The organism is Nocardia gipuzkoensis (assembly GCF_021183645.1).
GTDB lineage: Bacteria > Actinomycetota > Actinomycetes > Mycobacteriales > Mycobacteriaceae > Nocardia > Nocardia abscessus.
The window spans coordinates 2,678,909-2,705,672 of the sequence record NZ_CP089225.1; the positions used below are offsets into that span (position 1 = coordinate 2,678,909).

Annotated in this window: 32 protein-coding genes and 1 pseudogene; 7 read left to right on the forward strand and 26 right to left on the reverse strand. The window is 67.1% G+C overall.

Annotation, left to right across the window (positions count from 1 at the left end; all coding sequences use genetic code 11):
* Nucleotides 1–199: 199 nt before the first annotated feature.
* The 20 genes and pseudogenes from LTT66_RS12260 to LTT66_RS12355 form a co-directional block, all read right to left on the reverse strand.
* Complete coding sequence (locus LTT66_RS12260) at nt 200–709, reverse strand: single-stranded DNA-binding protein (protein WP_233066924.1); 510 nt, start codon at nt 707–709, stop codon at nt 200–202.
* Between the two features lie 145 nt (nt 710–854).
* A pseudogene (locus LTT66_RS37580) lies at nt 855–953 on the reverse strand (single-stranded DNA-binding protein); the annotation flags it as partial.
* 133 nt (nt 954–1,086) lie between these two features.
* Nucleotides 1,087–2,775: a ParB/RepB/Spo0J family partition protein gene (locus LTT66_RS12270; RefSeq protein ID WP_233066926.1), complete on the reverse strand. Its 1,689-nt coding sequence runs from the start codon at nt 2,773–2,775 to the stop codon at nt 1,087–1,089.
* Nucleotides 2,776–2,891: 116 nt separating this feature from the next.
* Nucleotides 2,892–3,128 (reverse strand): hypothetical protein, encoded by a 237-nt coding sequence (locus LTT66_RS12275; RefSeq protein ID WP_233066928.1) that lies wholly within the window; start codon nt 3,126–3,128, stop codon nt 2,892–2,894.
* A gap of 139 nt (nt 3,129–3,267) precedes the next feature.
* The gene (gene dprA / locus LTT66_RS12280) at nt 3,268–4,176 is read right to left on the reverse strand and encodes a DNA-processing protein DprA (RefSeq protein WP_233066930.1); all 909 of its coding nucleotides are present in this window, start codon (nt 4,174–4,176) and stop codon (nt 3,268–3,270) included.
* 32 nt (nt 4,177–4,208) lie between these two features.
* Nucleotides 4,209–5,198, reverse strand: coding sequence for a DUF4192 family protein (locus LTT66_RS12285; protein ID WP_233066932.1), 990 nt, complete (start codon nt 5,196–5,198; stop codon nt 4,209–4,211).
* Nucleotides 5,199–5,585: 387 nt separating this feature from the next.
* Nucleotides 5,586–6,548, reverse strand: coding sequence for a bifunctional DNA primase/polymerase (locus LTT66_RS12290; protein ID WP_332909677.1), 963 nt, complete (start codon nt 6,546–6,548; stop codon nt 5,586–5,588).
* A 97-nt stretch (nt 6,549–6,645) separates the two neighbouring features.
* The gene (locus tag LTT66_RS12295) at nt 6,646–7,326 is read right to left on the reverse strand and encodes a hypothetical protein (protein WP_233066938.1); all 681 of its coding nucleotides are present in this window, start codon (nt 7,324–7,326) and stop codon (nt 6,646–6,648) included.
* Between the two features lie 60 nt (nt 7,327–7,386).
* Entirely contained in the window at nt 7,387–7,599 is a 213-nt protein-coding gene (locus LTT66_RS12300) for a hypothetical protein (protein ID WP_233066941.1), read from the reverse strand.
* Nucleotides 7,593–8,093 (reverse strand): hypothetical protein, encoded by a 501-nt coding sequence (locus LTT66_RS12305; protein WP_233066944.1) that lies wholly within the window; start codon nt 8,091–8,093, stop codon nt 7,593–7,595. The genes LTT66_RS12300 and LTT66_RS12305 overlap by 7 nt, the downstream gene beginning before the upstream one ends.
* 5 nt (nt 8,094–8,098) lie before the next feature.
* Nucleotides 8,099–8,575, reverse strand: coding sequence for a DUF3085 domain-containing protein (locus LTT66_RS12310; protein WP_233066946.1), 477 nt, complete (start codon nt 8,573–8,575; stop codon nt 8,099–8,101).
* A gap of 2 nt (nt 8,576–8,577) precedes the next feature.
* A complete protein-coding gene (locus LTT66_RS12315; protein ID WP_233066949.1) occupies nt 8,578–9,036 on the reverse strand; it encodes a hypothetical protein in 459 nt (152 codons plus the stop codon).
* On the reverse strand, nt 9,033–9,338 hold the full coding sequence (locus LTT66_RS12320) for a hypothetical protein (protein WP_233066951.1): 306 nt from the start codon (nt 9,336–9,338) through the stop codon (nt 9,033–9,035). Before LTT66_RS12320 ends, LTT66_RS12315 begins: the two co-directional genes overlap by 4 nt.
* 22 nt (nt 9,339–9,360) lie before the next feature.
* Nucleotides 9,361–10,116 carry a class II glutamine amidotransferase domain-containing protein gene (locus tag LTT66_RS12325; protein ID WP_233066953.1) on the reverse strand — a complete coding sequence of 252 codons (756 nt, stop codon included), beginning with the start codon at nt 10,114–10,116 and terminating at the stop codon, nt 9,361–9,363.
* Entirely contained in the window at nt 10,104–11,324 is a 1,221-nt protein-coding gene (locus tag LTT66_RS12330; RefSeq protein WP_233066955.1) for an amidoligase family protein, read from the reverse strand. Before LTT66_RS12330 ends, LTT66_RS12325 begins: the two co-directional genes overlap by 13 nt.
* A 117-nt stretch (nt 11,325–11,441) precedes the next feature.
* On the reverse strand, nt 11,442–11,990 hold the full coding sequence (locus LTT66_RS12335; protein WP_233066957.1) for a hypothetical protein: 549 nt from the start codon (nt 11,988–11,990) through the stop codon (nt 11,442–11,444).
* 66 nt (nt 11,991–12,056) lie between these two features.
* On the reverse strand, nt 12,057–12,401 hold the full coding sequence (locus tag LTT66_RS12340; RefSeq protein WP_233066959.1) for a hypothetical protein: 345 nt from the start codon (nt 12,399–12,401) through the stop codon (nt 12,057–12,059).
* Between the two features lie 111 nt (nt 12,402–12,512).
* On the reverse strand, nt 12,513–13,304 hold the full coding sequence (locus tag LTT66_RS12345) for a class II glutamine amidotransferase (RefSeq protein WP_233066962.1): 792 nt from the start codon (nt 13,302–13,304) through the stop codon (nt 12,513–12,515).
* Nucleotides 13,292–14,245 (reverse strand): amidoligase family protein, encoded by a 954-nt coding sequence (locus tag LTT66_RS12350; protein WP_233066965.1) that lies wholly within the window; start codon nt 14,243–14,245, stop codon nt 13,292–13,294. Before LTT66_RS12350 ends, LTT66_RS12345 begins: the two co-directional genes overlap by 13 nt.
* A gap of 453 nt (nt 14,246–14,698) precedes the next feature.
* On the reverse strand, nt 14,699–15,952 hold the full coding sequence (locus LTT66_RS12355; RefSeq protein WP_233066967.1) for a hypothetical protein: 1,254 nt from the start codon (nt 15,950–15,952) through the stop codon (nt 14,699–14,701).
* Nucleotides 15,953–16,242: 290 nt separating this feature from the next.
* On the opposite strand from LTT66_RS12355, the gene LTT66_RS12360 reads away from it, so the two are divergent.
* Together LTT66_RS12360 and LTT66_RS12365 are read left to right on the forward strand one after the other, a co-directional pair.
* The gene (locus LTT66_RS12360) at nt 16,243–16,680 is read left to right on the forward strand and encodes a hypothetical protein (RefSeq protein ID WP_233066969.1); all 438 of its coding nucleotides are present in this window, start codon (nt 16,243–16,245) and stop codon (nt 16,678–16,680) included.
* 641 nt (nt 16,681–17,321) lie between these two features.
* Nucleotides 17,322–18,284, forward strand: coding sequence for a ferritin-like domain-containing protein (locus tag LTT66_RS12365; RefSeq protein ID WP_233066971.1), 963 nt, complete (start codon nt 17,322–17,324; stop codon nt 18,282–18,284).
* A 426-nt stretch (nt 18,285–18,710) separates the two neighbouring features.
* Here the strand turns inward: LTT66_RS12365 and LTT66_RS12370 are convergent, their stop codons facing one another.
* Nucleotides 18,711–18,893 carry a hypothetical protein gene (locus tag LTT66_RS12370; protein WP_233066973.1) on the reverse strand — a complete coding sequence of 61 codons (183 nt, stop codon included), beginning with the start codon at nt 18,891–18,893 and terminating at the stop codon, nt 18,711–18,713.
* A gap of 166 nt (nt 18,894–19,059) precedes the next feature.
* Here LTT66_RS12370 and LTT66_RS12375 point away from each other — a divergent pair, with 166 nt between their 5' ends.
* The gene (locus tag LTT66_RS12375) at nt 19,060–19,500 is read left to right on the forward strand and encodes an ATP-dependent DNA ligase (RefSeq protein ID WP_233066975.1); all 441 of its coding nucleotides are present in this window, start codon (nt 19,060–19,062) and stop codon (nt 19,498–19,500) included.
* An 830-nt stretch (nt 19,501–20,330) separates the two neighbouring features.
* Here LTT66_RS12375 and LTT66_RS12380 read toward each other — a convergent pair.
* Entirely contained in the window at nt 20,331–20,558 is a 228-nt protein-coding gene (locus tag LTT66_RS12380) for a hypothetical protein (RefSeq protein WP_233066977.1), read from the reverse strand.
* Nucleotides 20,559–20,815: 257 nt separating this feature from the next.
* On the reverse strand, nt 20,816–21,181 hold the full coding sequence (locus LTT66_RS12385) for a hypothetical protein (RefSeq protein WP_233066979.1): 366 nt from the start codon (nt 21,179–21,181) through the stop codon (nt 20,816–20,818).
* A 699-nt stretch (nt 21,182–21,880) separates the two neighbouring features.
* On the opposite strand from LTT66_RS12385, the gene LTT66_RS12390 reads away from it, so the two are divergent.
* Nucleotides 21,881–23,023 (forward strand): IS110 family RNA-guided transposase, encoded by a 1,143-nt coding sequence (locus tag LTT66_RS12390; protein WP_233069157.1) that lies wholly within the window; start codon nt 21,881–21,883, stop codon nt 23,021–23,023.
* Between the two features lie 42 nt (nt 23,024–23,065).
* Here the strand turns inward: LTT66_RS12390 and LTT66_RS37060 are convergent, their stop codons facing one another.
* Together LTT66_RS37060 and LTT66_RS37065 are read right to left on the reverse strand one after the other, a co-directional pair.
* Nucleotides 23,066–23,731 (reverse strand): ATP dependent DNA ligase, encoded by a 666-nt coding sequence (locus LTT66_RS37060; RefSeq protein WP_269822018.1) that lies wholly within the window; start codon nt 23,729–23,731, stop codon nt 23,066–23,068.
* On the reverse strand, nt 23,731–24,027 hold the full coding sequence (locus tag LTT66_RS37065) for an ATP-dependent DNA ligase (protein ID WP_269822003.1): 297 nt from the start codon (nt 24,025–24,027) through the stop codon (nt 23,731–23,733). The genes LTT66_RS37060 and LTT66_RS37065 overlap by 1 nt, the downstream gene beginning before the upstream one ends.
* A gap of 429 nt (nt 24,028–24,456) precedes the next feature.
* Here LTT66_RS37065 and LTT66_RS12405 point away from each other — a divergent pair, with 429 nt between their 5' ends.
* On the forward strand, nt 24,457–24,705 hold the full coding sequence (locus LTT66_RS12405; RefSeq protein WP_233066981.1) for an ATP dependent DNA ligase: 249 nt from the start codon (nt 24,457–24,459) through the stop codon (nt 24,703–24,705).
* A 29-nt stretch (nt 24,706–24,734) separates the two neighbouring features.
* A complete protein-coding gene (locus tag LTT66_RS37385; protein WP_408638840.1) occupies nt 24,735–24,839 on the forward strand; it encodes a hypothetical protein in 105 nt (34 codons plus the stop codon).
* 67 nt (nt 24,840–24,906) lie between these two features.
* Here LTT66_RS37385 and LTT66_RS12410 read toward each other — a convergent pair whose 3' ends face one another.
* Complete coding sequence (locus tag LTT66_RS12410; protein WP_233066983.1) at nt 24,907–25,515, reverse strand: hypothetical protein; 609 nt, start codon at nt 25,513–25,515, stop codon at nt 24,907–24,909.
* A gap of 469 nt (nt 25,516–25,984) precedes the next feature.
* Here LTT66_RS12410 and LTT66_RS12415 point away from each other — a divergent pair, with 469 nt between their 5' ends.
* Complete coding sequence (locus LTT66_RS12415) at nt 25,985–26,569, forward strand: IPT/TIG domain-containing protein (protein ID WP_233066985.1); 585 nt, start codon at nt 25,985–25,987, stop codon at nt 26,567–26,569.
* Nucleotides 26,570–26,764: the final 195 nt, after the last annotated feature.

Genomic DNA, 26,764 nt, shown 5'->3' on the forward strand with positions numbered 1-26,764 from the left:
CCGCAGCCCAGGCGATAGATTGCGCTCCATTTTGGGCCAGTGCGTCGAACACCTTCTCGTTGAAGTCGTGAATCAGGTGCCCGCACATACGATTCCGACACCTGCATCAGCTTCGCGATTATCGACACCGGCTCCCCGATAACCGCACCAACCCATCTGGACGCGGTACTAGCAGGCTAAAGCGGCACCGCGACGCCGATTAGAAGTTCGGCGCGTTGTCGGCTGCTCCAGCGTTCGGGGCCGCGAACGCTGACTCACCGGCGAAAGTGCTACCCCAGGGATCGTCTGCGGCATTGCTGGTGAAACCGTTGGAGTTACCGTTGCTTCGGTTTCCATGGCCATTACGGTTGACCCTGGTGACTTTCGCCGTCGCATAGCGCAGCGAGGGGCCCACCTCGTCGACCTCGAGCTCCACAACCTGGCGCTTCTCACCCTCGCGGGTTTCATAGGACCGTTGCTTCAATCTTCCGCTCACGATCACACGCGAGCCCCGTTCCAGGCTTTCTGCGGCGTTTTCTGCGGCCTCTCGCCAGATGTTGCAACGCAAGAAGAGTGCTTCGGCGTCTTTCCATTCGTTGGTGTTACGGTCGAACACGCGAGGAGTCGAAGCGACGGTGAAATTTGCCACTGCCACGCCTGCGGGAGTGAATCTCAGCTCTGGCGCGGTTGTCAGATTGCCTTTGACAGTAATGACCGTGTCTCCGGACATGATGATCCTCCAAAGATCGTAGTGGACAGTGTGCTTCCCGGTTGCCCAGGGCGGCAGGAGATTTGAGTAACGCCCGCGGGTTCCAGAACTCGCGGGTCAGATAGCCTCGTAGGAGGCAGTGCACGCTTCAGTTCTGCGCAACAGGCACTTCGGAATTCGTGAACCCACGGGAAACGGGGGTGAACCTCAACTCCGGATCGGCAGTCAGGTTCCCGATCACAGTCAGCGGGGTGTCTCCGGCCATGAGCATGCTCCTTCACAAGATGTGGACAGATGGGGATGAATCGGGGATCGTGCTGCCACCGAGGTAGTGGCCTCGGTGGCAGCACCGACAGCCGGATCGCCTCACCTGTCCTGGCGAATCGGATGTGGTGGTGTCAGGAGGCGAGGTCGATGTCGTGATAGTCGATGTCTCCGGCGGCTGCCTGTTCGACATCGAGCAGCGCGAAGTCCAGCTCGGTTCCGGCTGCGGCCTCGGCGAGAAAATGCAGATACCGTTTCGTGGCCGCGGAGCTGTCGCGCCAGAAGCTTTTGCCGATCGGTGCCTCGGCGGCGGCGATCTGCATGGCGAGCACGATCATCCACGCCCGCGACGGTGTCGCGGCGTGGATCGCGTCGACCAGCTGCTGCGTGGAACCCCCGATACCGAGCAGCGTGGTCACCTTCCGCAGATCGGCCGGATCCAGGGTGTGGGCCATGGATTCGGCGACGAACGCCGCCGCCTGCCTCGGCGGGGTGCGCCCGGCCAGCAGACGCGGCAGGAACTCCTGCCGCCGCGCGTTGGCCGCATCCCCGCGCTTGTTCAGCTCGATCACCCGCCGCCGGTCCTGGCGCGCCTGCTCCCGCTCAGCCGCCGCCTTCGCGGCGGCTTCTTCGGAGTCGTCACCAGTGTCGGGGACGATCTGCTGCAGGCCGCTGTCGACCAGCGCGCTGGTGGGCAGGAAGTAGGACGGGATCCAGCGGTCGCGCCACTGCACCCGCTCGGCATGCACCCGCCCGTCGGCGGGTTCGGCGGACAAGTCGCCGCGAGTGCTCCAGTCGACAGTGCCCGCGTCGACGATCGCGCCGGTGTCCCTGTCCACCAGCAGTCCGTTCTCCTGCACCTCGAGATACACCACCCACCGGGCCGGGTCGGCGTAGATCGACTCCTCGCTGACCGGCTCACCGGCAGTGGTGACCAGCTCGCTGGCCGGAATGTAGGCCGCGTCCGGCTCGCTGGTATCGGGTTCGGTGGTGAGGATCCCGAACCCGTACGCGCCGTAGAGAAGCGATTCGTGGAGGCGGGCTCGGGTTTCGGCGCGGTCGTGCTCGATCCTCTTCGCGGTGGAGGCGAAGCTCCACCGGCCCGCCGTCGCCAAGCGCTGCACCGCGTCGGTGTCGCCGAGGTTCTCGTAGTGGGCGATCACCGCGAGCTGATCGAGGCCGTACTGGCGCTGCTCCAGCAGCCGCTTGGCCGTGTCGGAGGCACCGACCGCGGCGGTCTTCTGAATCTCCGACCGCTTGCGCTGCAACCCTTTCGCGACCCGGGTCGCGGACGCTCCGAGGTCGAGCATCAACGCGATGCCGGTGGCGCGGTCGGCGTCGGTGAGCGGGATACGGCGGTCGTTGAGGTTGATCTGGGTCAACGTCCGCGCGATCCGCCGCTCCTTCGCGTCGACGTCGGTGGGGGCGTCGATGACCCACACCGGCACCCGCGCCAACCCGACCTCCCGGGCGATCAGCGTGCGGATCTGCCCGTCGACAACATGAACGGAGCCGTCGGGCTCACGTTCGGCACGGATCGGGTTGCAGACACCGAACTCCCGGAACGACGCCGCTTCCTCCGGGTGCGCGGTGAGATCGAAACTCTTGCGGACATTTTCGGCGATCACCAACTCTGCCGGATCCAGGTACTCCGCCTTGGCCTCGGGCAGATCCGGCACCGGCATGTCTTCGATGACGGTGGGCTCCTCGACCACGGGGGCGGGCTGCGCGGCAGGCACGGTTTCCTCGACGGCCACCGGGTCGGTGTCAGGACCGGGATCGGTGGCCGGGTCGGCAACGGCGGTCAGGGTGGAAGTAGTCAACACGGCTCCTCACGACAAGCGGCGCGGCGACCTCACCGGCTACGGGTGAGGCCGCCGCGCCGGAAGACGGAAACGGGGGCAACAGGACACGGGCGAGCGCCCGCGCGCATGAGAGGTCAGGCGGCTCGCTGAGCGGTTTGGCGAGCGAGGTTGATCGGGCGCAGGCGTAGCACGCCGTGCTCGTCGTCGAGGAACGCCCAGTAGCGGCCACGCCAGCCGGGGTAGTCGCCGCGCCAGCGATCCAGCACCGCCGAGTCAGTGATGGCGGGCGTGGCTCCGGCGTAGCCGAGATGTTCGAGACGCTCGTAGTCGCCACGAGCAAGGGACTGCACGGCAAGGCTGGACGCGGACATGAACAAACCTCCTGAGATCGGTGGGGCGGACTGAACGCCGCCGGAGCGGGGTGGGTCGAATACGGACACAAAGTGCTGCCGCCAGGTCAGCGATGCCTGCGGGCGGTTACGTGGTGACAGCCCGCGGATGCCCCCTTAGTCAGCCGCGCGTGGCGGGGTCGGCGTGGAGGTCGTCGATGACCTGGTGGGCATCGGTGACCAGGCGGGCGTGACCGTCACGGATCAGGTCGTGGCAGCCCCTCGATGCTGTGGAGTAGATAGGACCAGGAATCGCGAATACCGGGCGGTTGAGCCGGCGCGCCCAGCTGGCGGTATTGCGGGTGCCGCCACGGATTGCGGATTCCGGGATGACCAGCGCCCGCGCCAGCGCGGCCACCAGCCGGTTGCGTTGCAGGAACTGGTGTTTGGCCGCCGGAGTGTCAGGCGGGTACTCCGAGATGAGCAACCCGGACTCGGCGATCCGGTCGAACAGCTCACGATGCGCGACCGGGTAGGCGCGACCCAACCCGGTCGCGACCACCGCGATCGTGCGACCACTACGATTGAGTGCCGCACGATGGGCGGCGGCGTCGATACCGAACGCACCGCCGCTGATGACCGTCCAGCCACGCTCGGCCAGATCACCGGCGAGGTCATGGGTGACGTGCACCCCGTATTCGGAGGCCGCGCGGCAACCGACGACCGCGACGGTGAACTGCGACAGCGGACTGTGCCGCGGTGCGCCGCGCATCCACAACGCCACCGGGCTCCCTGCGGCCACGCCGGGCGCGTCGAGGTCGGCCACTGCCCTATGCCACCACTCGGCGTCATCGCGAGTGACCAGCCGAACGCCGAGCTCGTCGGCGCGGTCGAGATCCTGGGCAGCCTGACCACGCAGGTCACGCGGGACAGCCGCCGCGACATCGCCAGTGGCCAGCCGGGCGGCGGCCTCCTCGACCTCGAGCGTGCGCATCAGCTCACGCACCACCGGCGCGGCGGTCAGCGCGGCGCGAGCCAGAATCGCCCACGCCAGCCGGCGCGAGAGGGCTTGCGGTGCGGCGGGATTCATACAACCTCCATGGGGTCGATGCGGTGCGGGGTTCAGTCGATGTCGATGTCGATGCCGAGGTGAGCGGCGTTGGCGCGCCCGGCACTCAGAGCGGCGCGGAACAGCGCGACCGGGACGGTGCGGTGGATTCCGGCGGCCACCGCCTGCACTGTCGGGTTGTGGGGGTCATCGGAGACTGCGATTCCGATCGCCGCACCGGCCCGGTCACGGTCGCCGTGGACATAGGCGGTGACCGCGCACAGCATCGCCGCTGCGGTGCGGTGTGGTGAGGGCAGCGCCCGCACCAGCAGCGCCCACAACCGATGTCCGCGTGATCCTTTCGCGCTGACGGCGAAGGCATACAGGCTGTCGCGGACCAGGCCGTCGGTGAGTGCGTCGGCGAGTTCGGCGACCTCCGCGGCCGACAGCACACCCTCGGCGCGGACCGCCTTCACCTGCATCAGGGCCAGCCGCAGCCGTTCCCGCGACAGCTCACGATCGCCGCCACGCACCGTCACCAGCGCCGCGACCTCGGCAGCCAGCTCGGCATCTGGCGCGAGGTCGTGTGGAAGGTTCTCGACGCTGTCGTCGCGTGGTGGGGCGTAGGGCAGCAGGCCGTGCGCGCTGCCGAACAGGCTCGCCCACGGGTGGCCAGGGTCGCGGTCGGTTACTGCCCACGCCGCGAACGCCCCGACTCCCAGTTCGAGGAGTTGATCGCGGAACTGGGCTACGAGCTCGCGGTATTCGTCGCGGGGAAACGGTGTGCCGGGGGTCGGGCCGTCGACAACGACCACGACCACGGTGACGGCGTCCGGGCGGTGCTGGGCGCACCAGCGGCGGGTGCAGGCCAGGATCGGACTGGTGGCCAGGTACTGGCAGGTCCTGTCCAGGTCTTCGTGGCGGATGCGTTCCACTCCGACATACCCGTCCGGCCCGGACGCCGGTTCCCGCAATGTCATCACCACCAGTGACCGGTGTGGCGGTTCCGGCAACCTGGCCAACGCCTCGGCGATGAATCGGCCGGGATCATCAACAAACGACACGACAAGCCTCCTCGATCACTAGGACAGGGGCGTGCCTCACCCACAGCGGGTGAGACGCAGCGAGGAACGGGCGCGCACAGAGCGGCGGGGGTCGCGCGACGGTGGCTCAATCACCAGAAAGCGCGGGGCGGGGACGGTGGATGTGCCCTGGAGGGGGACGGGCGCATCCACCATCGCGCCTCGGCGCGGGGTGAAGCAGCGGGCAACAGCCCAGCGCGGGCAGCATCGGGCTTCGACCGACGGAAAAGCGAAAGTGACTATCCCCCCGGCGAACCCCGAACCCCGGCAGGCAGCCTAACCCCGCCACCCACCCGAACCACCGGCGGCGCCCATATCGAAAACACGCACCACGTGGGAGATACGGGCGGCCACCGCGAGTGTTCTGCGTCAGTGCCAGCCGGTGGTGCGGGTGGCGGCGTAGGTCAACCCGTCGGTGATGGTGCGGTCGGCCTCCGCCGCGGTGAACCCGTCGACGCCGACGTGGATGTGCGCGGCGTCGGTGAGCACCGCGTGGGCGTGGTCGCGGTCGAGCAGCCCGGCGCCGACGAGCCGCCCCAGGGAGTTGGCCGCCAACAGCAGCGTGCGATGCCGCACCCCCGGGTAGGCGTTACGAACCCGGGCGCTCTGATTGACCAACGCCGCCCGCACGTAAGCGTCGGGATGCCCGATCCCCGCACTGTTGCCGGGAACAGGGAGCGGTGTGGCGGGGCTCAACAGATCGACCAGCCACGGCGGCAACGGGATCGGTGCCCGGTCGTCGAGGCGGCGGTAGGGGCCCTCGGGGAGTCGGGATCCTGCGGCGACGACGTAGCCGCCGTGGCCGCGGCTGTCGATGCGCCAGCCGAGGCGGGCGATGGTGTTGCGTAGCGGTGGTGTGCGTGGTGCCCGGTAGTACAGGTGCATTCCGCCCGACGGTGTGCCCACCGCGTATGTCGGCACCGGCACGGGATGGCCGGTGTCGGCGGCGAGCCGGGCCAGCACGTCGCGGCCGTCGCGGGCCGGACTCCACTGCGGTGGCGGGGCGTGGCCGTGGCTGGTGTCGAGATCCAGCACATGCACGCCGGAGGGCCCGCATGCGACGGCGACGTTGTCGGCCGGTCGCCGCCGCCACCACGCCCGGATCTGGCTCCGGTCGCGGGTGGCTGCCTGATCCCAGTGTCTGATCACGGGCACCTTTGTTCCCGGATGCAATGGGAAAACGTGGAAACCGCGCTCGGCGTTGTCCAGCGCCGCGCCCAGCAGAGCAACCGTGCTGCCCGAATGAGACCGCTGTCCTGGACCGTGACGCGAACTGCCGTGCGCAGATGTGTCCGGGGTGCGGTTCGGTGCGGCGGTGGCTGATCCGGTCACACGACACCCGGGAGTTTTCTCGCCGGAATCGGGCTACACCGATCTTCGGGCGTGCGCGGCAGCGCGCCGATGCGGACGAGCATCTTGTGCGAGGGCGTCACAGCCGCAACCCTCCGTAGCCGAACATGGCCGCGAACGCGAGATGAGCATGCAGCAGGTCGACTGGGTGAGATGTCCCGTCGGCGGCGGGTGCGGCGTCGCGGACTTTGCGGATTTTCAGCAGTTTCGCCCCACGAAGCTTGATACCAGTGACGGGTGTGGTGGCGTCGGTGCCGGGATCGTGGACGACGGTGTAGTCCGAGATCGGAATCCAGACCTCGTACCAGGCGTCGGCGGGCTGGCCTTCGCGCGGAGCCTCGCGGGGATCACGCTCGTTGGGCTGCCACCAGCGGCAGGCGCAGGTGGGGTCGTCGCAGCGGGCGAACTTTTCGGGCGGGTGCGGGTTGTAGCGGGCTTGGCGCCCCGCCAGCATCGGGCACGCCTGACGGGAGTAGTGCCCGCATTCGGGATGCACGCCCGGCTCTGGGGCGATCCCACGCAGATGGTCGGCGGGTCGAATGTAGAGCACGACCCGGTCCTCGAGCGGCTGCCCGCAGACCTGACACAGCCTGCGCGACAGCGTGTCTCGCAGTCGTCGGTGGTCGAGTTTGCCCCAGACTGGGCGGCTGCGGTCGCGGTGGGCGAGGGTGATGTGCGGGACCACCAGCCCTTGCGACAGTGGCGCGTGCGCCAACCGCGCAGGGATCGGCGGCCGCGCCGGTGGTACGGGTTCAGTCAACGATGATCACCTCGAATCGTTCGGAGGATGTGCCACATGAAGTGGCGGAGGGGCGGAGTGTCAGGACTCGGTGGACTGGATCGGTGCGGCCGACACCTCGAGACGGAGCACCCGCTCGGCGACGCCGGGGGTGCGGATGCGGATCTCGATTACCGCGTGTAGGCCGCCCGGGATCGGTGGTTCGACGACCCAGGGTTCGAACCGGTCGGGATCGAGAGCGGGCAGGTTGGCTTCCATCCAGGCCACGATGTCGGCGGCGTGGGTGATCACCACGGCCAGCGCCGCCCGGTGTGCGGGTCGACATCGTGCACCGCGACAACGATGGGTGCGCCGGGCACCTGCATGCTCACCGACCGCGGCAGCAACGCCTGCAAGCCACCGGCAGCAAGGTTGCCGCGCGCGATCACCCACCGCCCGCGGTGGTCGAGTTGGGCGGGCAGCAGCCGCCACCCGTACCCGGTCGGCAACCGATCGAACAGCTGCCGCTGCCAGCCACTTCGGCAGCCACCGTCATTGTCGAGGGTCTCGACTTGCGTGGCGTATTCGATGCGCACCAACGCCATCACCGCCGCAATCCCCGCCACGGCGGGGAAGGGGTCGACGCCGGGGAACACACCGATCGAGGTGCCGGACTGGGGCGGGGTCGCGAACGCGGCGTGATACCCCGCGACGAGCACCCGCGCGGTGGGAGCAATGTCGGGCAGGACCGACCGATAGTAGGGGTCGGTCTGCAGGCGGGCGATGTAGCGGCCGGAATCGATTCCCACCACAGTCACCCCGAACCCGGGGAAGTGGGCCGGTGAGTGCCAGAACTCGGATTGAGGGTGGGCGCGGTTGGGCTGAACATCATTGCGAAGCTGCTGGGGGAGACGGTGATGGACAACCAGCCGCCCGCTGCGGCGTAGGTGCGGATCAGCTCGATGAGCGTGTGGCCGTCGAAGTCCTCGGTGAGATCGAGGTATTCGACGAAGTCGTGACCGAGCGGTTCATCGTGAATCCAGTGCGTTCCGGGCCCGTGGTCGAGGGCATAGACGACGCGAGCGCTGCCTGCGGGGCTGCCGGTCTCGCAGGGCTGGCGCGGGATGCCGTTGCTCATCAAATAGATGCCGTGGTCTTTGACCCAGATCAGCGACGGCACCGCCGGGCCGGGATCTGCGTACGGGGAGCGGGAATGCTCATTGGCCGCCATCGCGTGCTCGGCGAGGACGATCACCTGCGACATCGGGAACCACAGTGCGACCGATGTCATGCTCAGAACTCCTTCCGGTGGGAGAACGCGGCCGACGCCGCTTCGGCTGTGCCGCCGCCGAGTGGGGTGACGGATTCGATGAACCTCAGCGGCAGCAGCACCCCGGCCTGCTCGCCGGCGCGGACGAGCACGGTGTGGTGGCGGTGCACGACCTGGACGCGGACGTGGTCGTGGGTGTAGCCGCCGCGGGTGATCACCGTGGCCGCCACCCGGGCGTGGCGAAGTCGGTGCAGTTCGGTCGCGATGAGCGCGACCACCGGATCATCGCTGTCGACGTCATCGCGGGCGCCGGCCGAGACGGCACTGGCCAAGCGCTGGCGCAGCAGGTCGCGGGCGTCATCGAGGTCGTCGAGGTTGGCGTCGTCGTCGAACCAGCGGTCGATGCGAGCGAGGACCTGGCGAAGGAACTCGGACTCGCATGCGTCAGCGACTGGTGCTGGCGGGGTGTGGTGGTCGCTCATCGGCGGCCGCCTCGCAGACGGTGCCACCACCCGCCACGCCGCTGCAGGCGACGCCGGGCGTGGTCGGCCAGTGCGGTGGCGAGGGTGCCGGCTGTGTTCGGGCTCAGGTCGGCGAAGCGCCAGTCGGTGACGGGGTTGTCGCGGTCGCGCAGCAGCAGCCGCACGTGGTGGCCGTCGGTGCTGGCGATGACGCTGTGGCCGTCGACGTCGTGCAGTCGGATGAGGATCGTGGCCAGGTTCGGGTGGTAGGGCACAGCGAAGTTCCCCCTTCCTGGGGTGGAGTCGTGGCTGGAGGTCGCCAACGACGAACTGACGCCGGTGGTGTCAGGCGTTTTCGAGTTCGATCAGGTCGGCGTAGCGTTCGAGGCCATCGAGCGCCTCGCATTCGCAGCGTGGGAACGGTTGCAGGCACTCGGCGCAGAAGCCGCATGCGGTGCAGTGCGGGCCGGGCTGCTCGTAGTCGAGTTCACCGCAGCCCAGGCAGTACTCCCAGTCCGCGGCGGAGTAGCCCCAAGAGTGGGTCTGGTAGGTGTGGTTGGAGTACCAGATCCCGGCGTCCCAGTGCCCGTAGTGTTCGTTGAAAATGTAGGCGGAATGCTTGTAGCCAGGGTCGACCGTCAGCAGCACCATCTTGTCGCTGCCCAGCCACCGCTCCAGGTGCGTGCGGCCTGCCCAGGAATCCAGTGACCCGAACGGCTGGGTCGGTAGGAAGTCTTCGGCGGCGATGCGGGTGTCGCTTCGCTCGTCGCCGATGTGGGGGTGGACGTTGCTGGGCAGGATCCCGTTGTGCGCGAGCACGGTCCGCTCGTCACCGCCGACGAGGAAGGGATGACAGTTGTCCACGCCGGGGTAGCCGTGGGTGGCCAGCCGGGAATGGAACAACGCCGCACGCTCGGGATGACGCTCTCGCACTCCTGCGAACTCGCTGATCACCTTCTCGGCGTTCATGCCGCGGCCGACGATGATGCCGGTGTCGGTGAGTACGGCGTAGCCGTGGCCGTGCGGGTTGGCCAACGCCCCGTTGGCCAGGGCGTCGAGGTCGGGGTTGATGCCGGGTTTGACGAAGGTCAGGATGCACACGCGAGGGCCTCCATTTCAGCCAGCAGCGGGGAGTACTCCGGGCGCGAGCGCACCCAGGTGGTGAAGGCGGTCCACTCCCAACCGCGCCGGCGCGCGATATCCGCCGCCGACAGCTCGCGGGTGTATTCGACCGACGCCGCCGCGAAGGCGAGGGCAGCTTGAACTTGTTGAGGATGAAGGGAACTCGCGAAGACCCGCAGCTCGAAAGTGTCTTCCGGACAGACGTTGATGGCCTGGTAGCGGCCGTAGCCGCCCTGGCTGCCCTTGGCGTAGTCCTGAGCGCTGGAGCGCTGTTGTGGGGAGAACTCCGCCCACGATGAGGCCCGCCGCGCCAGCGTCGTGACCGGGTCTTCGTTGCGGTAGACGAACTTCAACCATCGGTAGGCGTGTGCGGGGGAGGAGAACCCGGCGCGGGAGAGGTGGACGTGGATGCCGACGCCCTCATCGGTGTAGCAGCCCAGCAACCGCAGCCGGTTGAGCAACTGCCAGGGAAACCGCGCGAGCGCGTACTCATACGACATCGGATGCGTTACGAGTTCGAATCCGCAGGAGATCGAACCGTCTTCCTTCAGATACGCGAGGTCTTTGACGTGGGCCAGGGCGGTGTCGACCGCGTCGCGATAGCTGCGGTCGGGGGTTTTGAGTTCCAGCTCCATGCCGAGGAACACAGGACCTTCGCCGTGGAAGTGCAGCTCGGGGGTGTAGTACGAGTCGTGGACCCCGTCATGAGTCGAAGACGAGTGCGCGCAGCTGTCGCAGTAGCCCTGGTCACGCGGGACGAGGGTGAAGCAGTCGAAGCACTCGCGGTAGTCCTCGTCCTCGCACCGCTCACACACCTGGCTACCGCCGTCGACGCGGTACACCTCGGTGGCGAGTTCACCGCAGTCGTCACAGGTCTCGTAACTCGAAGCGCAGTCGGCACACACGTCCGCCACGGCGCCGATGACGGTGCGGATGTCGCGGGTGTAGATGTCGCATTCCCCGCACTGCTGCCAGCCGGTCAAGCATTCGCGGCACAGCAGGGTGTCTTCGACGGTGCGGGCCAGGGTGTCAGCGCGGGCGTGGACGGCGCACTCATCGCAGCGCGACAACCCGGCCGCGCAGTCCGCGCACACACGATCGCCGCCGATGGTGGAGATCAGGTGCCCGGCGGTGACGCGGGCAGAGCATTCCTCGCACACGGGGTCGGCCAGGGTGGATGCGGGCATGACGAATCGGGTCCCTTTCTCTGGAATGGAAAGAACCCCGCACCCAGCCCGAGAGACGGGCCAGATGCGGGGCTCTGTAGGGGGAGGGTCAGCGGCGGAGGGTGCCGCGCGGTCGCGTCACGGCGGTGTGGCCTGCGAGGGGGTGGGTCGATTAGCCGCAGTCCGCCTGTGGAGCAGCCCGCGGTGGCGCGAGGTGGTGGCGGTGCGGGATTGTGAGGTGATGCAGGTGCAGTCGGGGAAGGCGGTTTCGCAGTCGAAGCACCAGCCGCAGTCGCCGCAGTAGCGGCCGGTTCGGTCGAGGTCGAGTTTCTGGCAGTATCCGCACAGGTAGCGGCGTTGCTTGGGCCAGCGCAGCGTCGGGGGCAGGTAGCTGGTGTTGGAGTACCAGACCCCGTTCTGCCAGTCCCCGTGGTGGTGGCCGAGCAGGTAGGCGTGATGCTCGTAGGCCGGGTCGACGGCGAGGATCAGCAGTTTGCTCGAGCCCAGCCACGACGCCAGCCTCCGCGCCCCTCGGTGGGTGTCGATCGATCCGAACGGCTGCTGCGCCAAGTACTCCTGCGCCGCGATCCGGGTGTCCGAGCGCGGGTCGTGGGCGCCGGGATGCACCCGCTTGGGCAGGGTTCCGGTGTGGGGCAGTGGCAGTCGCCGGGCGGCACCGGCAGCCATGGGCCGATCCACACGGTCCGTTCTCCGGTCATCATGGCACTGCGACGGCCTGGCCGTCATAGGTGCTCACGGATGAGCCTGCCCTTCCGCGCGGTCCGGCATCGTCGGCTCCGGCATGGGACGGACGACCCAGTTGAACTCGGCAAGCACCAGGCAAAGCACGAGGCAGCCCAGCAGGCTATTCCACCCTGCGCCTCCCACGATGGTGGCGATGCTGCCCGCGAGCAGCATCGGGAGGGACAACACCAACTCCCCTAATGCGACCTGCAACAGTTTTGCCACTGTGACATTTCCTATTCCAATTTTGGGACCTTGCATCTGATACCCGTCGGTGGTTGTGATCAGGTCGTCGCTGCGGACGGGGCAGGAGCATTCCTCGCACGGCGGGTCGGCCAAGGTGGAGGCGGGCATGAGGGACCGAATCCTTTCCGGTGAATGAAAGGACCCCGCACCGAGCGCGGGAAGAGGCGGTGTTCGGGGTTCTGAATGGGATGGATCAGGGGGTGGTGCCGCGCTGCTGGTTCATGGGGCGCTGGCCTGCTGGTGGGGATGGTGATGCGCCGGCAGCGGTGCGCGCGGCCGACGTTGGGGTGAGGTGGTGTTGGCGGTGTGGCAGGTGCAGTCGGGGAAGGTGGTTTCGCAGTCGAAGCACCAGCCGCAGTCGCCGCAGTAGCGGCTGGCGCGGTCGAGGTCGATTTTCTGGCAGTAGCCGCACAGGTACCGACGTCGCCGTGTCGGCCAGCGCAACGCGGGGGGCAGGTAGCTGGTGTTGGAGTACCAGACTCCGTCCTCCCAATACCCGGCTCGTTGGCCGAACAGGTAGGCGTGATGCTCATAGGCTGGGTCGACGGTCAGGATCAGCAGCTTGCTCGAGCCCAGCCACGACGCCAGCCCTCGCGCGCCGCGGTGGGTGTCGATCGACCCGAACGGCCGCTTGGGCAGGTACTCCTCCGCCGCGATCCGGGTATCCGACCGCCGGTCGTAGGGGCCCGGGTGGACCCGTTTGGGTAGGGTTCCGTTGTGGGCGAGCACGGTTCGAGCATCGCCGCCGAGCAGGAACGGGTGACAGTTCCGCAGGCCGATGGTTCCGTGGGTGGCGTAGCGGGAATGAAACAACGCCGGACCCTCCGGATACTCGGTGCGGGCCTTCGTGAACTCCGCGATCACCCGCTCGGCATTCATGCCCCGCCCGACCAGGATCCGCCGCTGGTCGACGATCGCGAACCCGTGGCCGTGCGGGTTGGCCCGCGCACCGATCGCCAACGCCACCGGGTCCGGGGCGACGTTGCCGGGGATGTACGTCAACAAGCACATGCCAGGTCCTCCATCTCGGCCCACAGGGGCTGGTAGTCGGGGTGGTCAGCGACCCAGGCGGCGAAGCGGCCCCATTCCCAGCCACCGGCCCGGACATCGGTGACGCGCAGGCGGCGGGTGTAGTCGATGGAGGCGGCGGTGAAGGCGAGCGCTGCTTGTACTTCCCGGGCATCGAGAGAGCTGGCGAACACGCGCAGCTCGAGGGTTTTGCGGGGGTGGGGGTTGATCGCCTGATACCGCTCCAGGCCCAAGGCGTGCTGCGGGCCCTTGGCGGTGTCGCGTGCCCGGGCCCGCGCTGCCCGGTCGAACGGGGCGTAATGCGAGCGCCGCCGTGCGATGGTGGAAACAGCGGTTTCGTTGCGGTACAACAACTTCATCCACCGGTAGATGTGGGCGGGGGAGTCGAACCCGTCGCGGCTGGCATGCACGTGCAGCCCCACCGTGGAGTCGGTTTCGCAGTCGAGGTCTTCCAGCGCCGCCAGCAGCGTCCACGGGAACCGCTCGATCGCATACCGGTAGCTCATGGGGTGGGTGACCAGCTCGAATCCGGTCGGGCGGATCGAGGAATCCTGCTTCAGATAACCCAACTGCCCCAGGTGCGCGGCGGCGACGGAGACGCATTCGCCGTAGCGGTAGCCGGGGACGATGATCTCCAGTTCCAGGCCCAGGAACAGTGGCCCGTCGCCGTGGAAGCGGGGGTCGGGTTTGTAGCTGTAGTGCCAGACATGCTCGCGGCGGGTGCGGCAGTCACAGCTACGGCCGCGGCGGGTGAGGGTGCCGCAGTGCGCGCAGGTGTCGAACCGCTCGACGCAGCGGGGGCAGCTGCGGTGCCCGCCGGAGACGTAGCGGCTGTCGGCGGTGTAACGACTGCACTCGAAGCAGAGGTCGAACAACACTGTCGCGCAGCGCAGGCACACCGGATCGCCGGTGTCGGTGCGCACCCCAGGGCTGGTGGGTTTGCGGCAGCACACGCACGGCACAAACCTGGAGACGCACCGGGTGCAGAGCCGATAGTCGTCGGCAGTTTCGGTCACCGCGAGCGAGGGCTCGCGACAGTGATCACACAGCGATATCCGCGATGCGCAACGGCGACAGACGAACTGTGCCTCGACCGGAAACCGGTCACCCGGATCACAACTGCCGCAGGCCGCGCACGGCGGAACAGAAAGGGTATCGGGCATGACGGGCCACCTTCCAGAAACGACGGAACGCCAGCCCGGACGACGTTCTCCGGTCTGGCGTTCAAGGGGCAACAGGATGTTGGTGATGTGGTGAAGGGCAGACCGCAAGCCCGCGCGCCCGCGGGCTGGCTCGGTCGGCCGCCACCGCGTTCGTCGGTGACGACAGGACTCGGCCGACCAGTCCGCGGACTGCGACCGTGGTGAGGGAGGTGGCTATGCCGCGCCGCGGACTGTCACGGCGGTGTGCGCGGCGTGCTCGAGAGCGAGCAGGCGGTTATCGGCATGGCCGTGCCAGCGGGCTTCGAAACCACCTCGCTGCTTGGGCATCACGGAATCGGGTGCGGCGACGAAGAACTCTTCCAGCCGCGGATAGGTCGTCGCGTGCTCGGTCAGCCACACGCGGGTGTGGTCACCGTCGAGCGCGCACGGGATCCGCAACTCTGCGGCGATCCGACCCAACACGTCCCCAGTCTCGGCGCGGCTGCCGCGGGCCACGGTGTCGACCGAGCGCCAGGCGCGGGCGGGTGCGGTGTAGCAGCGGCGGACCCGGTACACCGCCCACCGGCAGCGATCCAACTCCGCCTCCGCCAAGGCGAGGACGTCGTGGGCGCCGTCGCGGCGCAGCCGATCAGTCAACGACTTGCCCGGCCCGAACAGCCCGGAATTGCGGTTGAGCGCGACAGCGACATACTCATCCACCACATGCTTGAACGCCTCCGCCGGCGCGGCCTGGAACCGCGCCAGCTGCTCAGGCCACCCGGGCAGGGAAACGAAGCAGCATTGGCGGCAGCAGGATTTCGGCCACCACACCCCGAACAACCCGAACAGATACCCCTGACAGCGGGCACGGGACCAGCCCTCGGCGTGCAGCGGGTAGATCGGGTGACGTTGCCCACCCAAGGTCACCGAGGAATCCGTGGCGATTCGGCGGGTTTCCTCGGCGTTGTAGCCGACCGCGTGCACGTACGGCGCGAGCCCCAGTTGGGTTGCGCGCCAAGTGTCGAGGGGTACTCCTTTCGCTTTGGCCGAACAGGTGCGGTTGCCGCCGAGGGTGGGCAGTACGCCGTTGCCGCGGTGTTCGTCGCTGAGCGCGTAGAAGCCGTACTTTTCTGGATCGGGGTGTAGCCGCACCGGTTGCCGGGTGTCCTGCAACACCACGATTCCGTCCGCGGCCGAGGGACCCTTGCGGGCCACTTCGACGAGGCGGACATCGTGCTGTCGCAGTAACGGCAGGACGTGGGCGGCGACCAGGTCGCAGGTGCTGGTCCACTCGTCACCGGTTTGGGCGACCAACACGATCAGGTTCGACAGGTCGCCTCGCAGTTCTGCGGGCCGGAATTGTGGCTCGAGTAGCGTGCGTACGACGCCGCATGTGCTTTCCACTCCCATGCCGTAGGACCAGCACACTGCCACCGCGCCGCCGAAAAGGTCCGGCGCGGCGAACAACCCCTCGGCGGCATCAGCCATACGTGAATTCCTCTCTGACGAAGGGGCGGGACGAGGTGGTGTCATCGATGCGCCGGGTGCGTCGGCGAGATTCACCAAGGTGCAGACAGTCGAGGCCGGTAAGATCGTGCGCGGAGAATCAGCAGGCGGGCCCAGAATTTAGGAGGCCGGCCATGTCGTCGCGTCGCCCACCGCGCTCCCCGCGCACGGCTCGATCCCCCGAAGTAGTTGCACGACTGGAACGCTCACGCGCCCGCAGCAAACAACGCCGTGAACTGGCACGCCAGCGGGAGCGTGCTATCCATGAGGCGGTGAAGCGGTACCTCACCGACTGGGCGGCGATCACCGCGTGCGAAACCACGCGCGATGAACACATCGCGGCGCTACACAAGCAGATCAGCGACGTCGAGGCAGCCGCCGCGCAGGAGATCGCCCGTCACCGCGCCGACCAAGCCGAGGCCGCCGCCGTGATACGTGACCACGGCGCCTCCGACGACGAGCTCGCGGACCTGCTCGAGATCAGCACCAAGCAAGCCCGGCAACTGATCACCACCGCCCGCGCCCACCGCGACACCACCTCACCGGAGGAAGCACCAGCGCCGACCGTCGCACCGACCGGGCGCCTCGAGCGTGCTGGCCACGCCATCACGGATTCCGGTCACTCGACAGAGCAGATCACCGAAGCAGTCGACACCGTAGAGTCACCCGTGCCGGACTACTCCAGGAAGGACGGTGAGCACGCGAGGTGATCCGGCGGTGTGTCCAGGCTGGGAAGGTGAGCGTGCGCTGCTACGGATGTTCGGCGGGCACGGCGTAGGTGAGATCGGTCGGCAACGAGTAGGGGTTGGGCGTGTCGGCGACCGCTTGCACGATCCGAGTTGGGTGTCGGATAACCGGGGCTGGTCACCAGCCGCAGCCCAAATGGGTTGTCGTGGCCGCAGTGTCGAGGGGTGCAGCCGACACGGAAAGACACGTGTGACGTGAGGTTTCATGCACGACGGTGGGATATCGATCTAGCATTTCCGCCGTCTCGGGCGCTGCATCCGTGCCCCGCGACCCGCATGAGGACGGAACTGTTCGGCAGCGATGCGTAGTAAGCACAGCCGCCGGGCGCGACCGACCAGCGCACCCCGTGATCCACATATCTCCACGGTGATGGCAGGCCCGCCTATCCACAGCGAACCCTTCCGGGGCGGGTCTTCACCTTTCCGCGCCTTCGCTGCCAGGTCGTCCCAGCTCAGCACTCGCCTGAGCATCCCCTCATGAACCTCCGGTCGCACATTCGCAGCAAGCGAAGAGGTGTTACTGGCTGGTAGGGCTGGGTAACGCCGGCAGTGGTGCACCTTTGCGCCGATCTGATGCTGTCGACACCGGAGGGACGAGATCCGCAATGAGCACTCCAGACACCACGACTTTGCTCGCGCAGCTCCGCGCTGTGCTGTCGCTGACCAACACCGAGATCCAGGTCGCCGAGACCCGCATCGCTCAGGCCCGCACCGAAGCGGTGCGCCGAGAGTTGTCGGAGAACGCCGATAATGCCCGCGCCCGCGCCGAGGCCATCGAGGCCACCATCCGCGAGCTGGGTGATGTGCCGGAACTGGTTGGTCCGTTCCTCGGCCAGGCTGCCGCCGCGGTCAAGGCGATGGTCGAGCAGGCTTTGCCGTTCGACGAGGCCCTGCTCGGTGACCTGGCTCTCGAACACCAACTGGTCGATCGCGCCCGCTACATCAAGGCTCTGGCCACCGCCGCGCAGCTGCCGGAGGTGGTGGCGTTGGCGCAGCGGCTGATCACCGCGCATTCGGCGACCGTCGACTGGCTGACCACCGTCTTGGCCGAGGACGCTCTTGGTGGGCCGGCGGCGCTGCGCCGCACCCCCTTGCAGGCCGCTGCCGGGACGGCGGTGAAGCTGTTCAACCTCCCGGTCACCTGGTCGACCCGCGGGCTGGACCGGGCGCTGGACACCGTGCGCGCCACCCCACCCGCCCTGGGCGGGTTGCTCGCTCAGGGGGCACGTGCCGGGGATGTCGCTGTCAAGACACTGTCGGCTTCCCGCGATGCCGCGTTGGAGACCGCGGAGCAGGTCACTCGCCGCGAAGGCGCCGACATAGCCGCCGACGCGCTGCGGTCGATCCGCAGCAGCACCGGCGTGCTGGAACCCGACGAGCTGCCGATCGCGGACTATGACGAGCTGAACGTCTCCCAAGCCGTCGCCGAGGTCAAAGAACTCACCGACCCCGCCGACATCCGGGCGATCGTCGCCTACGAGGAAGCCCACAAAAACCGCCACGGCGTCGTGTCCGCCGCCCAAACCCGGCTGGCGGCCATCGCCCAAGAAGTCGCCGGACTCACCTGAACATCGTCTCGACCCGTCCGGCAGACCGGGCGTGGTGCGGACCCAGCCGCCTCACCCGCGATCTCGTCGCGCCAGTTGGGAGCCGGGCGTGACCGGCGAGCGTCGATCGCTGCGTGGCTTGTAGCTGTTTGACAGCGTCCAGCCGTCACCGAGCGACCGGCTTCGCCGCTACTCGCAGGCGATGCCGTTGTTGCGGTCGAGGTCTGGTCTGTAGCCGGCCGGTGCCATGTGCTGCGGAGGTGTCGATGTGTCCGGGCTCGCTGTGGTGGTTGTCGTCGCGCTGGGTCCGCGGGCGTGGAGGGTGCCGGGCTGTTTTCGGTGCCGCACGCCGCGACTGCGCGCGCGGCGGCCGCGAGAGTACCTCACATGCCGAGACCGCGACCGGGCTACGCGAGCGCACCGACACCGATTCGCGTCGGTGCGCGGCTAGGGCTGTCCGGCGGGCACCGCGCGGGTCAGATCAGTCGTCCACGGGTAGGTGCCGGGGGTCTCATCGACTGCTTGAACCAGAGCGTTGGTCGGATCACCGTCGACGCCGATCTCGACGATGCGGAACACACTCACCCCACCCGCGACCAGGTGGATCAGGGAGCCTTCCTCGAACTGCACGGATCCGAGACTAGCGAACAACACTACAGAGTCTGTATTTGCCAGCGATATGCTGATTGGTGTGTCCGTGCCTGCGCCGATGCTGGCGACGCCCGGTCGGCCGCCCGATGTGCCAGGCCGTTGGGCGATCGAAATGAAGTGGGATGGGATGCGCGCGGTTTGCCGTGTGACGCGTACGCGGGTGGAACCGTACAGCCGCAACCGCAAGAACGTCACCGCGTCCTACCCGGAACTGAGCGCCGCGCTCGCGGAGTGTGCGCAGGGCACCGACATGATCCTCGATGGAGAGATCGTTGCCCCCGACCCGGCCACCGGCGCGCCGTCGTTCCCACGGTTGCAGCAGCGCATGCACCTGACCCGGCCCACCCGGGACATGGTCGAGACAGTGCCGGTGCAGCTGTTCGTGTTCGACCTGCTCGAACTCGACGGCGCCAGCACCATGGCTCTGCCCTATGTCGAGCGACGCGCCCGCTTGGGCGAACTCGACCTCACCGGTGCCGGTATGCGCGTCCCGCCGTTCTGGACCGACATCCCGGTCGACACCATGCTCGATACCGCCGCCTCCCACAGCCTCGAAGGTGTGGTCAGCAAACGTATCGACTCTTAACCGGATTACGCCCCGCGGGTTGGCGAACGAGTATTTGAACGCGTCGTCCTGCGGGAACCCCAGCGGGATGGCCCGCCTCAGGGGGTTCAGCAACGGATCGACGAACGCGTCGACACGTAGACCCTGCCGGTGCCTGGTCATCCGGCTGCACAACACCCCGCCGGCGACGCGCCCTGGCCGGGCACCGCACTCGCCCGGCCAGGGGTGTGTATTCGGGACCCACCGAGTGGGATTTCGCAGCGAGCGCAGACCCGGCAACAACGCGCAGACGCAGCTGATCGGCACCGATCAGGCCGCCCGGTCAGCTCTCCGGCTCCGGCGCCCGGAGTGGCGGATGTGCAGTATTCGGAAGTGTCATATTCGCCAGCTCATCGGATACGTTGCGCTGCACGCATCCGATGAGGCGAGCCCCGTGCCTAGGTGGCTCGAATCGAGCGATAAGCGACATTATCGGACGTACTGTCACGAGGCTATTCGCCACCGTATGAGCCGTCGAGTCGATCTAGATGTCAAGAGTTATGGGGCAATCGTGATGGGTTCCGACGGCTGCGACCTATTGTCGTGGTAGCGCGCTGCGATTACGGACCAGGTACCGGTCGGCAGTGGAGTATCCATTACCCAGTTGCCGCTCGAATCGGAAACCCCCTCGGCGAGCACCTGCCCGCTGTTGACCAAGCAGACAGTTATGGGCTGACCGGGCTCGGCGGTTCCCGAGACCCGAGGATTTTGGCCGAGGTCCTTCGTGCCGTTCGCTGGTTAGGTGATCTTGGGGACTGTTGTCATGTCTCTCTCCGTACGTCAAGGCCAGCGATCTCACTCATCACCAGCGGTCAAGGAAGACGTGATGTCCTGCCGCAGAGCACTTTTGGTGTCGTCCCAATTTTCGCATGCATCGCGCCCGCCAAGTAGCGGAACGCGATCATCGGCATTTTCGTGCATTGCTCGGACTCGTCGCCCGCAAAGCGGGCGACGAACTCGTGCAGCAGCCGATGACTTTGTGGCACCTCGTCTCTTGTCCTCGGGCCGGCATTCTTCGACGGAATCGCTGTCGTCGTCACCGTCCGATCCGAGGTCGGATAGGTTGAGACCCGGCTGAGTCTCGTCCTCGTCCTCGTCTGTCCACCGATCGAAGTCCGTCATGACAAAGGGGAGCTGCTTCCTCTCCTTCGACAGATGTGGCCACCATCGGTCGGTCCAGTGATGGCGGAATCCCGACTCAGCGCGCCCGACAACAGTCGCCGCTACCTTCAAACCCGCTGCGGCCTAAGCTGCTCCACCAGCGGGCTCGGTGTCGCCCGCCGTCGGTCGCTGAGCGTCAGATGAATCGGCTGATGTTGGTCGTACCGGCTGGCATGCGCGCATAGACTTCGTAGTGGAGCGTCCAGCCGGTCGAGCCCACAGGTCCGTATTCGAATGAGATGTGGTAGTCGAATCTCCTGATGCGCGAGAGGTACATCTCGTCGGTTTCCCACCAATCCGCCTCGGTGGTGCTGCCGGGAGCCAAGGTGCACAGGGAACGGTACTTTCCACCGGATTTCCGGCCAACCACGATGGGGTAGGAGCGATCGTTGTACAGCCTGCCGTAGGACAGACCAGTGGGGCGTGGTTCCTCCGGCTCGTCATTGGTCATCTCCGAAAACGGCACGAACAGTTCCTTGACTTCCATGTCGATCTCAGTCACTTGCGCCTCCCACGGTTGTGTGTGCTCGAACAACGAATCAGCGGCGCGAACGCTGGCCGGATAGCGTTATACCGCTCCAGCTTGGTTGTGAAGACCCGGCCGAACAAGTATGAGCCCGGTTTCGCAACCGCAGCGGCCGTTTCGGTCAAACGGGACACCGGACCAGCTACAGCCGGTATTACCGACGATCCTCCTGCGAAATTGTCGTCAAATCGGACACCGACCCTGTTCGGTCTGGCCAACTACCTGAACGTGCAGCAGGCCGGGACCGTCGCTGCGGAAAGATCCCGGGCGGCATCGAAATATTCGAGAAGTTAGGCACCGGTTCCGGGCGGTTATGGTCGCGGAGTTCGCCGGCCATCGGGTTGCCGGGTTGCCGTTCTTCGCCCCGTCATGTCAATGCCACCGTCTCCTTGAGGAGACGTACTGCGGACGTTTGTGAGCGCACGGTATGCGGCTACTTAAGACTGGTGGTAGGACGTGATCCCGGCCAGGATCAGTCCCAGGTACCCGGTGGGAAGCTCTCTAATCGGCTGCCCGCCAGCATTATCGGTGTGGCTCGCTAATGGCTTGCGTCCTACCGGGTTACCGTGCGGGTGTGGCTGGAAAGGGGTCTGCTCTGGCTCGAAGTAGCGGTGCCTTCTCGCACGGATACCCCTCCGTCGATCTGGAAGGATACCGATGCCGGTCATCATCGGAATGGACCCGCACAAACGCTCGGCCACCATCGAAATCATCGATTCGAACTCGAAGATCCTCGCTACCGGCCGTTACGGCACCGATACCGCCGGATACAACGAAATGCTCGCCGCCGCACAACGATTCCCGCAGCGTGTGTGGGCGATCGAGGGATGCAACGGGGTCGGTCGGCATGTGGCGCACCGGCTGATCGCCGACGGCGAGACCGTGATTGACGTGCCCGCGAAACTGTCGGCGCAGGTGCGGGTGTTCGCTACCGGCAATGGCCGTAAAACCGACCCGGTCGATGCCCATTCTGTCGCGCTGGCAGCATTGCGGTCACCGAATCTGCGTCGTGTACAGGCGGATCCGGAGCTGGTCGCGTTGGGTCTGCTGGTCGATCGTCGTGACGAGCTCGGTCGTGCCCGCACCGAACTGGTGAACCGGATACACCGGCTGCTGTTGGAGTTGATACCCGGTGGTGCGAAGAGGTTCCTGTCGGCGATGCAGGCCCGCGCCCTGGCCGAGGCCCTCGAACCGGGCGATGCCGCGGCCAGAGTCCGGCTGCGGCTGGTGACAGAGTTGATCGACGATCTCGAGGTCGTCGACCGGAAAACCAAAGCCGCGGACAAAGAACTCAAACAGTTGGTGATCGCGTGCGGGTCGACCCTGATGGACCTGCACGGCATCGGCCCCTCCGGTGCGGCACGGCTTCTCGCCGATACCGACAACATCCACCGTTTCGCCTCCCGGGACCGGTTCGCGTCCTGGAACGGCACCGCACCCTTGGACGCCTCCTCCGGTCAGCAGCAGCGACACCGGCTCTCCCGCGCCGGCAACCGGAAAATCAACCACGTCCTGCACATCATGGCCGTGGTCCAACTACGTAACCCGACCGCAGGCCGGGTTTACTACGACAGCAAGAAAGCCGCTGGGAAGACCTCCATGGAAGCGATGCGCGCGTTGAAACGGCGGCTGTCCAATATCGTCTACCAGCGGATGCTCACCGACCAGCGACGACGAGAAGCGGCGAGCCCGGGAGGGCACCTGGGGGCGACTACTGACTCCAGCGCGACCGGCTTCACCCCGACCACCGATCCTTCGGACAAGCCACAACCCGGACTCACCACCACCCAGCCTAATCAATTACAAACCGTCTCTTGACATAAAGGGGAGCCATTATCGTGCGTTGCGAGCACGAGCTGCTCAGTTATCTGGAGCGGGCAGTTTTACCTCGTGCACCTCTCGGTCCGGGCGCAAACCCCGCCAGCTGGGATGCCGCAAGCTCGAAGCGGTCCGCTCCCGGTAGGCGACCTCACCTACCAGCCGCGGATTCACCCAGCGCGCGGCGCCGACCAGTGAGGCGGGCGCGACGCCGGTGACCGGCGGAGTCGGGGTGGACAGGCCCAGCAACTCGCGGTGCAGCGCGCGGCGGGCGCTGCTGCTGAACCCGCTCCCGACCCCACCCAGCAGGATCAGCCGTTGGTCGGCGTCGTGGGCGGCGATGAGCAGGGAACCGAACAGCGGATTCGCGCGGGTGGGCAGCCAGCCGACCACCACCACCTCGGTGGTGCGCCGCAACGGCAGTTTGAGCCAGGCCTGGGATCTCCCACTGCGATACGACGCGTCGATGCGTTTGGCGACAACACCCTCGAGCCGGTGCTCGGCGGCGACTTCGAGCATCCGCGAGACCGGGATGTCGAGGTAGAAGGGGCTGATTCGGATCAGGCCGTGCGGCAACTCCAGCTGCGCCAGCTGCGCGCGGCGAGCCAAATACGGCAGGTCCCGCAGGTCGCGGCCGTCGACGTGCAGCAGATCGAAGACGTAGGCCTGGGCCGGAACCGTGCGCAGCAGGGTGCGGCTGGGCCACATCACCCCAGGCGCTGGCTCATCAGCGCGGACCGCGGGATCCCGGCGCGGTCGGGGGTAACGATCTCGCTGTCGAGGACCAGCTCCCTGCCCGCCGCCAGGGCGATCAACTCTTCGGCGATCTCCGGAAAACTGTGCGTGATCGTGTTGCCGTTGCGGGTGATCAGACGGCAGGTATCGCCGGCGATCCGGGCAAGGCACCTGATGCCGTCGTATTTGAATTCATAGGCGTACCGCAGGTCGTCATCGGCGGGAACCCGGCCTGCCGTCGCGAGCATCGGCGCCGGAACACGCGCCACGAGCGGTAGCCTACCGGTATAACAAACCAAGCGGTCTTTAGGGGTGGGTCGGCACCGGTAGGCGTGGCAGCGGCGTCCAGGTGCGAACACCGGGTAGCCCGAGACTTGGCAGCGACGGAGCCCGCGCGCTGCGTTCCTCCGGTGTGTGACAGCATCGGGTCGGCGCCACGATGCACCACTCGCGGAACTGCCCCGCCCTACGAACCGGCAACGAATCTGCGGTTGTTCGCCCAGGTGAATATGCGCCGCTGTCTATCGCCACGGCGTGCAGTTCTCCTTACTCGGCCGGGATGAGATCCTGGCCCGACCTCTTCGCCGCTGCCCGACCGCAGTCAGCTGACCCCGACGGGTCGCCTCACCATCGGCGTGTTGCCCGTTAGTTCGGTCAATAGATCCGTTTACCGCCCTGGTACACGGTCTCGGCTGTGGTTGAAGACGGCGATCCGGCAGACGACGGAGGTGATCGTCGCAGGCTGGGTTCCCAGCAGCGGTGGTGGAGAGGGTGGAGCGCTCGGCTCCCTGATCCTTGGTGCCTACGACGAGTCGGGCCGGTTGGTCTACGTCGGGCACGTCGGCACGGGCTTCACCATGGCAGCGCGCCGTGCACTGCTCGAGCGGCTGATGGCCTTGACCACAACCGACAGTCCGTTCGACCGACCGGCACCATCTGGCGGGTGAGGGCGGCGCGCTGGGTGCAACCACAACTGGTGGGCACGGTCGAATATCGAGAGTTCGTCGGCGCGCTGCGGCATCCGAGCTGGCGAGGATTGCGGACTGAGATCAATGCCCGCGACGTCCGGCCTCCAGCCTGACATGGTGGCGGCCATTCAAGCCCTGTATTCAAGACCGCCCCCGGCAGCGTTCGCGGGGCCGTCGCGCTCAGGCGTTCGCGTAGCCCCCGGCATTCCAGACGAACCAACGGAAGTGCTGTGGCGCGAACGCCTGCCGAGCAGGGACACCTGGCGCCGGAGAGTACGGCCAGAACGCGAGACCGCACCGATGGCAGTAGAAACCGGCCTGCCACACGGTGTGCGCGGTGGGCCGGCCCTTGATGATCCTGCCGTTGCGGCGGATACGTGGAATGGCAACGCTGAGCACGAGCGCGCCCGGTATGGACAGCGCGACGGAGAAGTAGAGGGTGGAGAGTAAGGCGACTATGCGGGAATGCCCAGGATCTGGCTGAACGATCGAGGCGATAGCCGGAATGAGCCAGCACATTACGGGGAAGAGCAGCACCAGACCGAAGAAGGTCAGCCACCCGGCCGGGGTACGGGCGGGCTCGCGAGCCAGACTCTGTGCGAGCGTGCTGGTGTGCGTGCGCGCGACGGTGGCGGAGCCGATTACCGGGACCAGGCCAGTCGACGCTACTCCGACCCCGGTATAGATATCCGTTCCCGAACTGGTTGATACGCCCTCGGCGTGCACGGCAGGCACGCTCTGCACTAGGTCGAGTTGATGGCAGTGTGGACATGTCAGGTCGATGTCCATGCGGGAAACCCCCTCCCAAGCCGTTGCGCTGGAGCGGCGCGCCTGTGGTGCTGGTACCTGCAACGAAAGCCTTGTCGGGTATCCAACACCTTCGACCATCAGCTGTCGAGACATACTAAAGGCTTCTGCATTGGTGAGCCCCTTCCTGGTCCTCGTGCTTCGGTGATACTGCTGTCAGTAGCCAGGCCGCGTCGTCGGCGCGGCTTCGGCATGCTCGCTTGGCGCGATGCAGACCAGAGCCGTAACACTTTCGTGGGAACTTGTTTTCGCCGTCTGTGACGGTCCGGACGATCATCTGCCGCAAGACGGTGGCGATGCGGTCATCAGTGGCGGGTTCGATGGTCACCGTGTCGGTGCCGACGTAGCAGCCGTCAGGTCATGACTCGTCGGCTGATGTTGCGGTGCCTCGACACCCGCACGCCCGGCGCGCCGGGTCCGGTCACGGAGCAGGTCGGGGTGTGCTGGCACGGTGACGGGTGTGGATGGCGATTTCCAGTCGGCGACCGACATGGCGGCCCAAGAGCTGTGCACCGCACCACGAGATGACCACGCCGATCCTGTCGAACTGGTCACGCTAGTGCGGTTCGCGGCCGGCGACGATGCGCTCATATTCGGATCCAAGGCCGCGGCCCAGCGGGTGTCCGCGTTGCTCGCTGGGCAGCTGAGGGCAGCGGGACGGGTGGTAGTGGTCGGGCCGCGGGCGCGGCCGCGGTGGCAGGTGCGAGTGGCGGATGCGACCGGGGTACGGATCCGGCTGGGGCTGCTCGACACCCGCCGACACACCTACGCCGCGACGCCGTCACTCAGCGCCGTGAGCCCCACCCAGGGACCCACCACCGGCGGCAACACCGTCACCGTCACCGGTGCCAACCTTGCCCAAACAACCTCGGTGCTGTTCGGCGCCACACCCGCGGCGTTCACCGTCATCTCCAACACCCAAATCGTCGCCACCGCGCCTGCAGGAGCCGCCGGAGGGACCAACCACACCGTCACCACACCCGGTGGCACCAGCCCCGCGGCGGTCTACACCCGAGTTTCCCCACCCGCTATCTGAATCCACAGCAAGCCCTCGCAGTCTCAGCACAGCGGTCCAAGCCAACAGCAGCGGCGTGTCGTCGTCTAGTCCGGTCAGTTGGTCTATGTTCGGTCGCCAGGTCGGGCTGGTGAGCTGCGGGCGGCACCGGCCCCTGTGAAGATCTGCACTCCGCTGGGCCCGATCCGGTGATGACGCCGTCATCACCGGAGCATC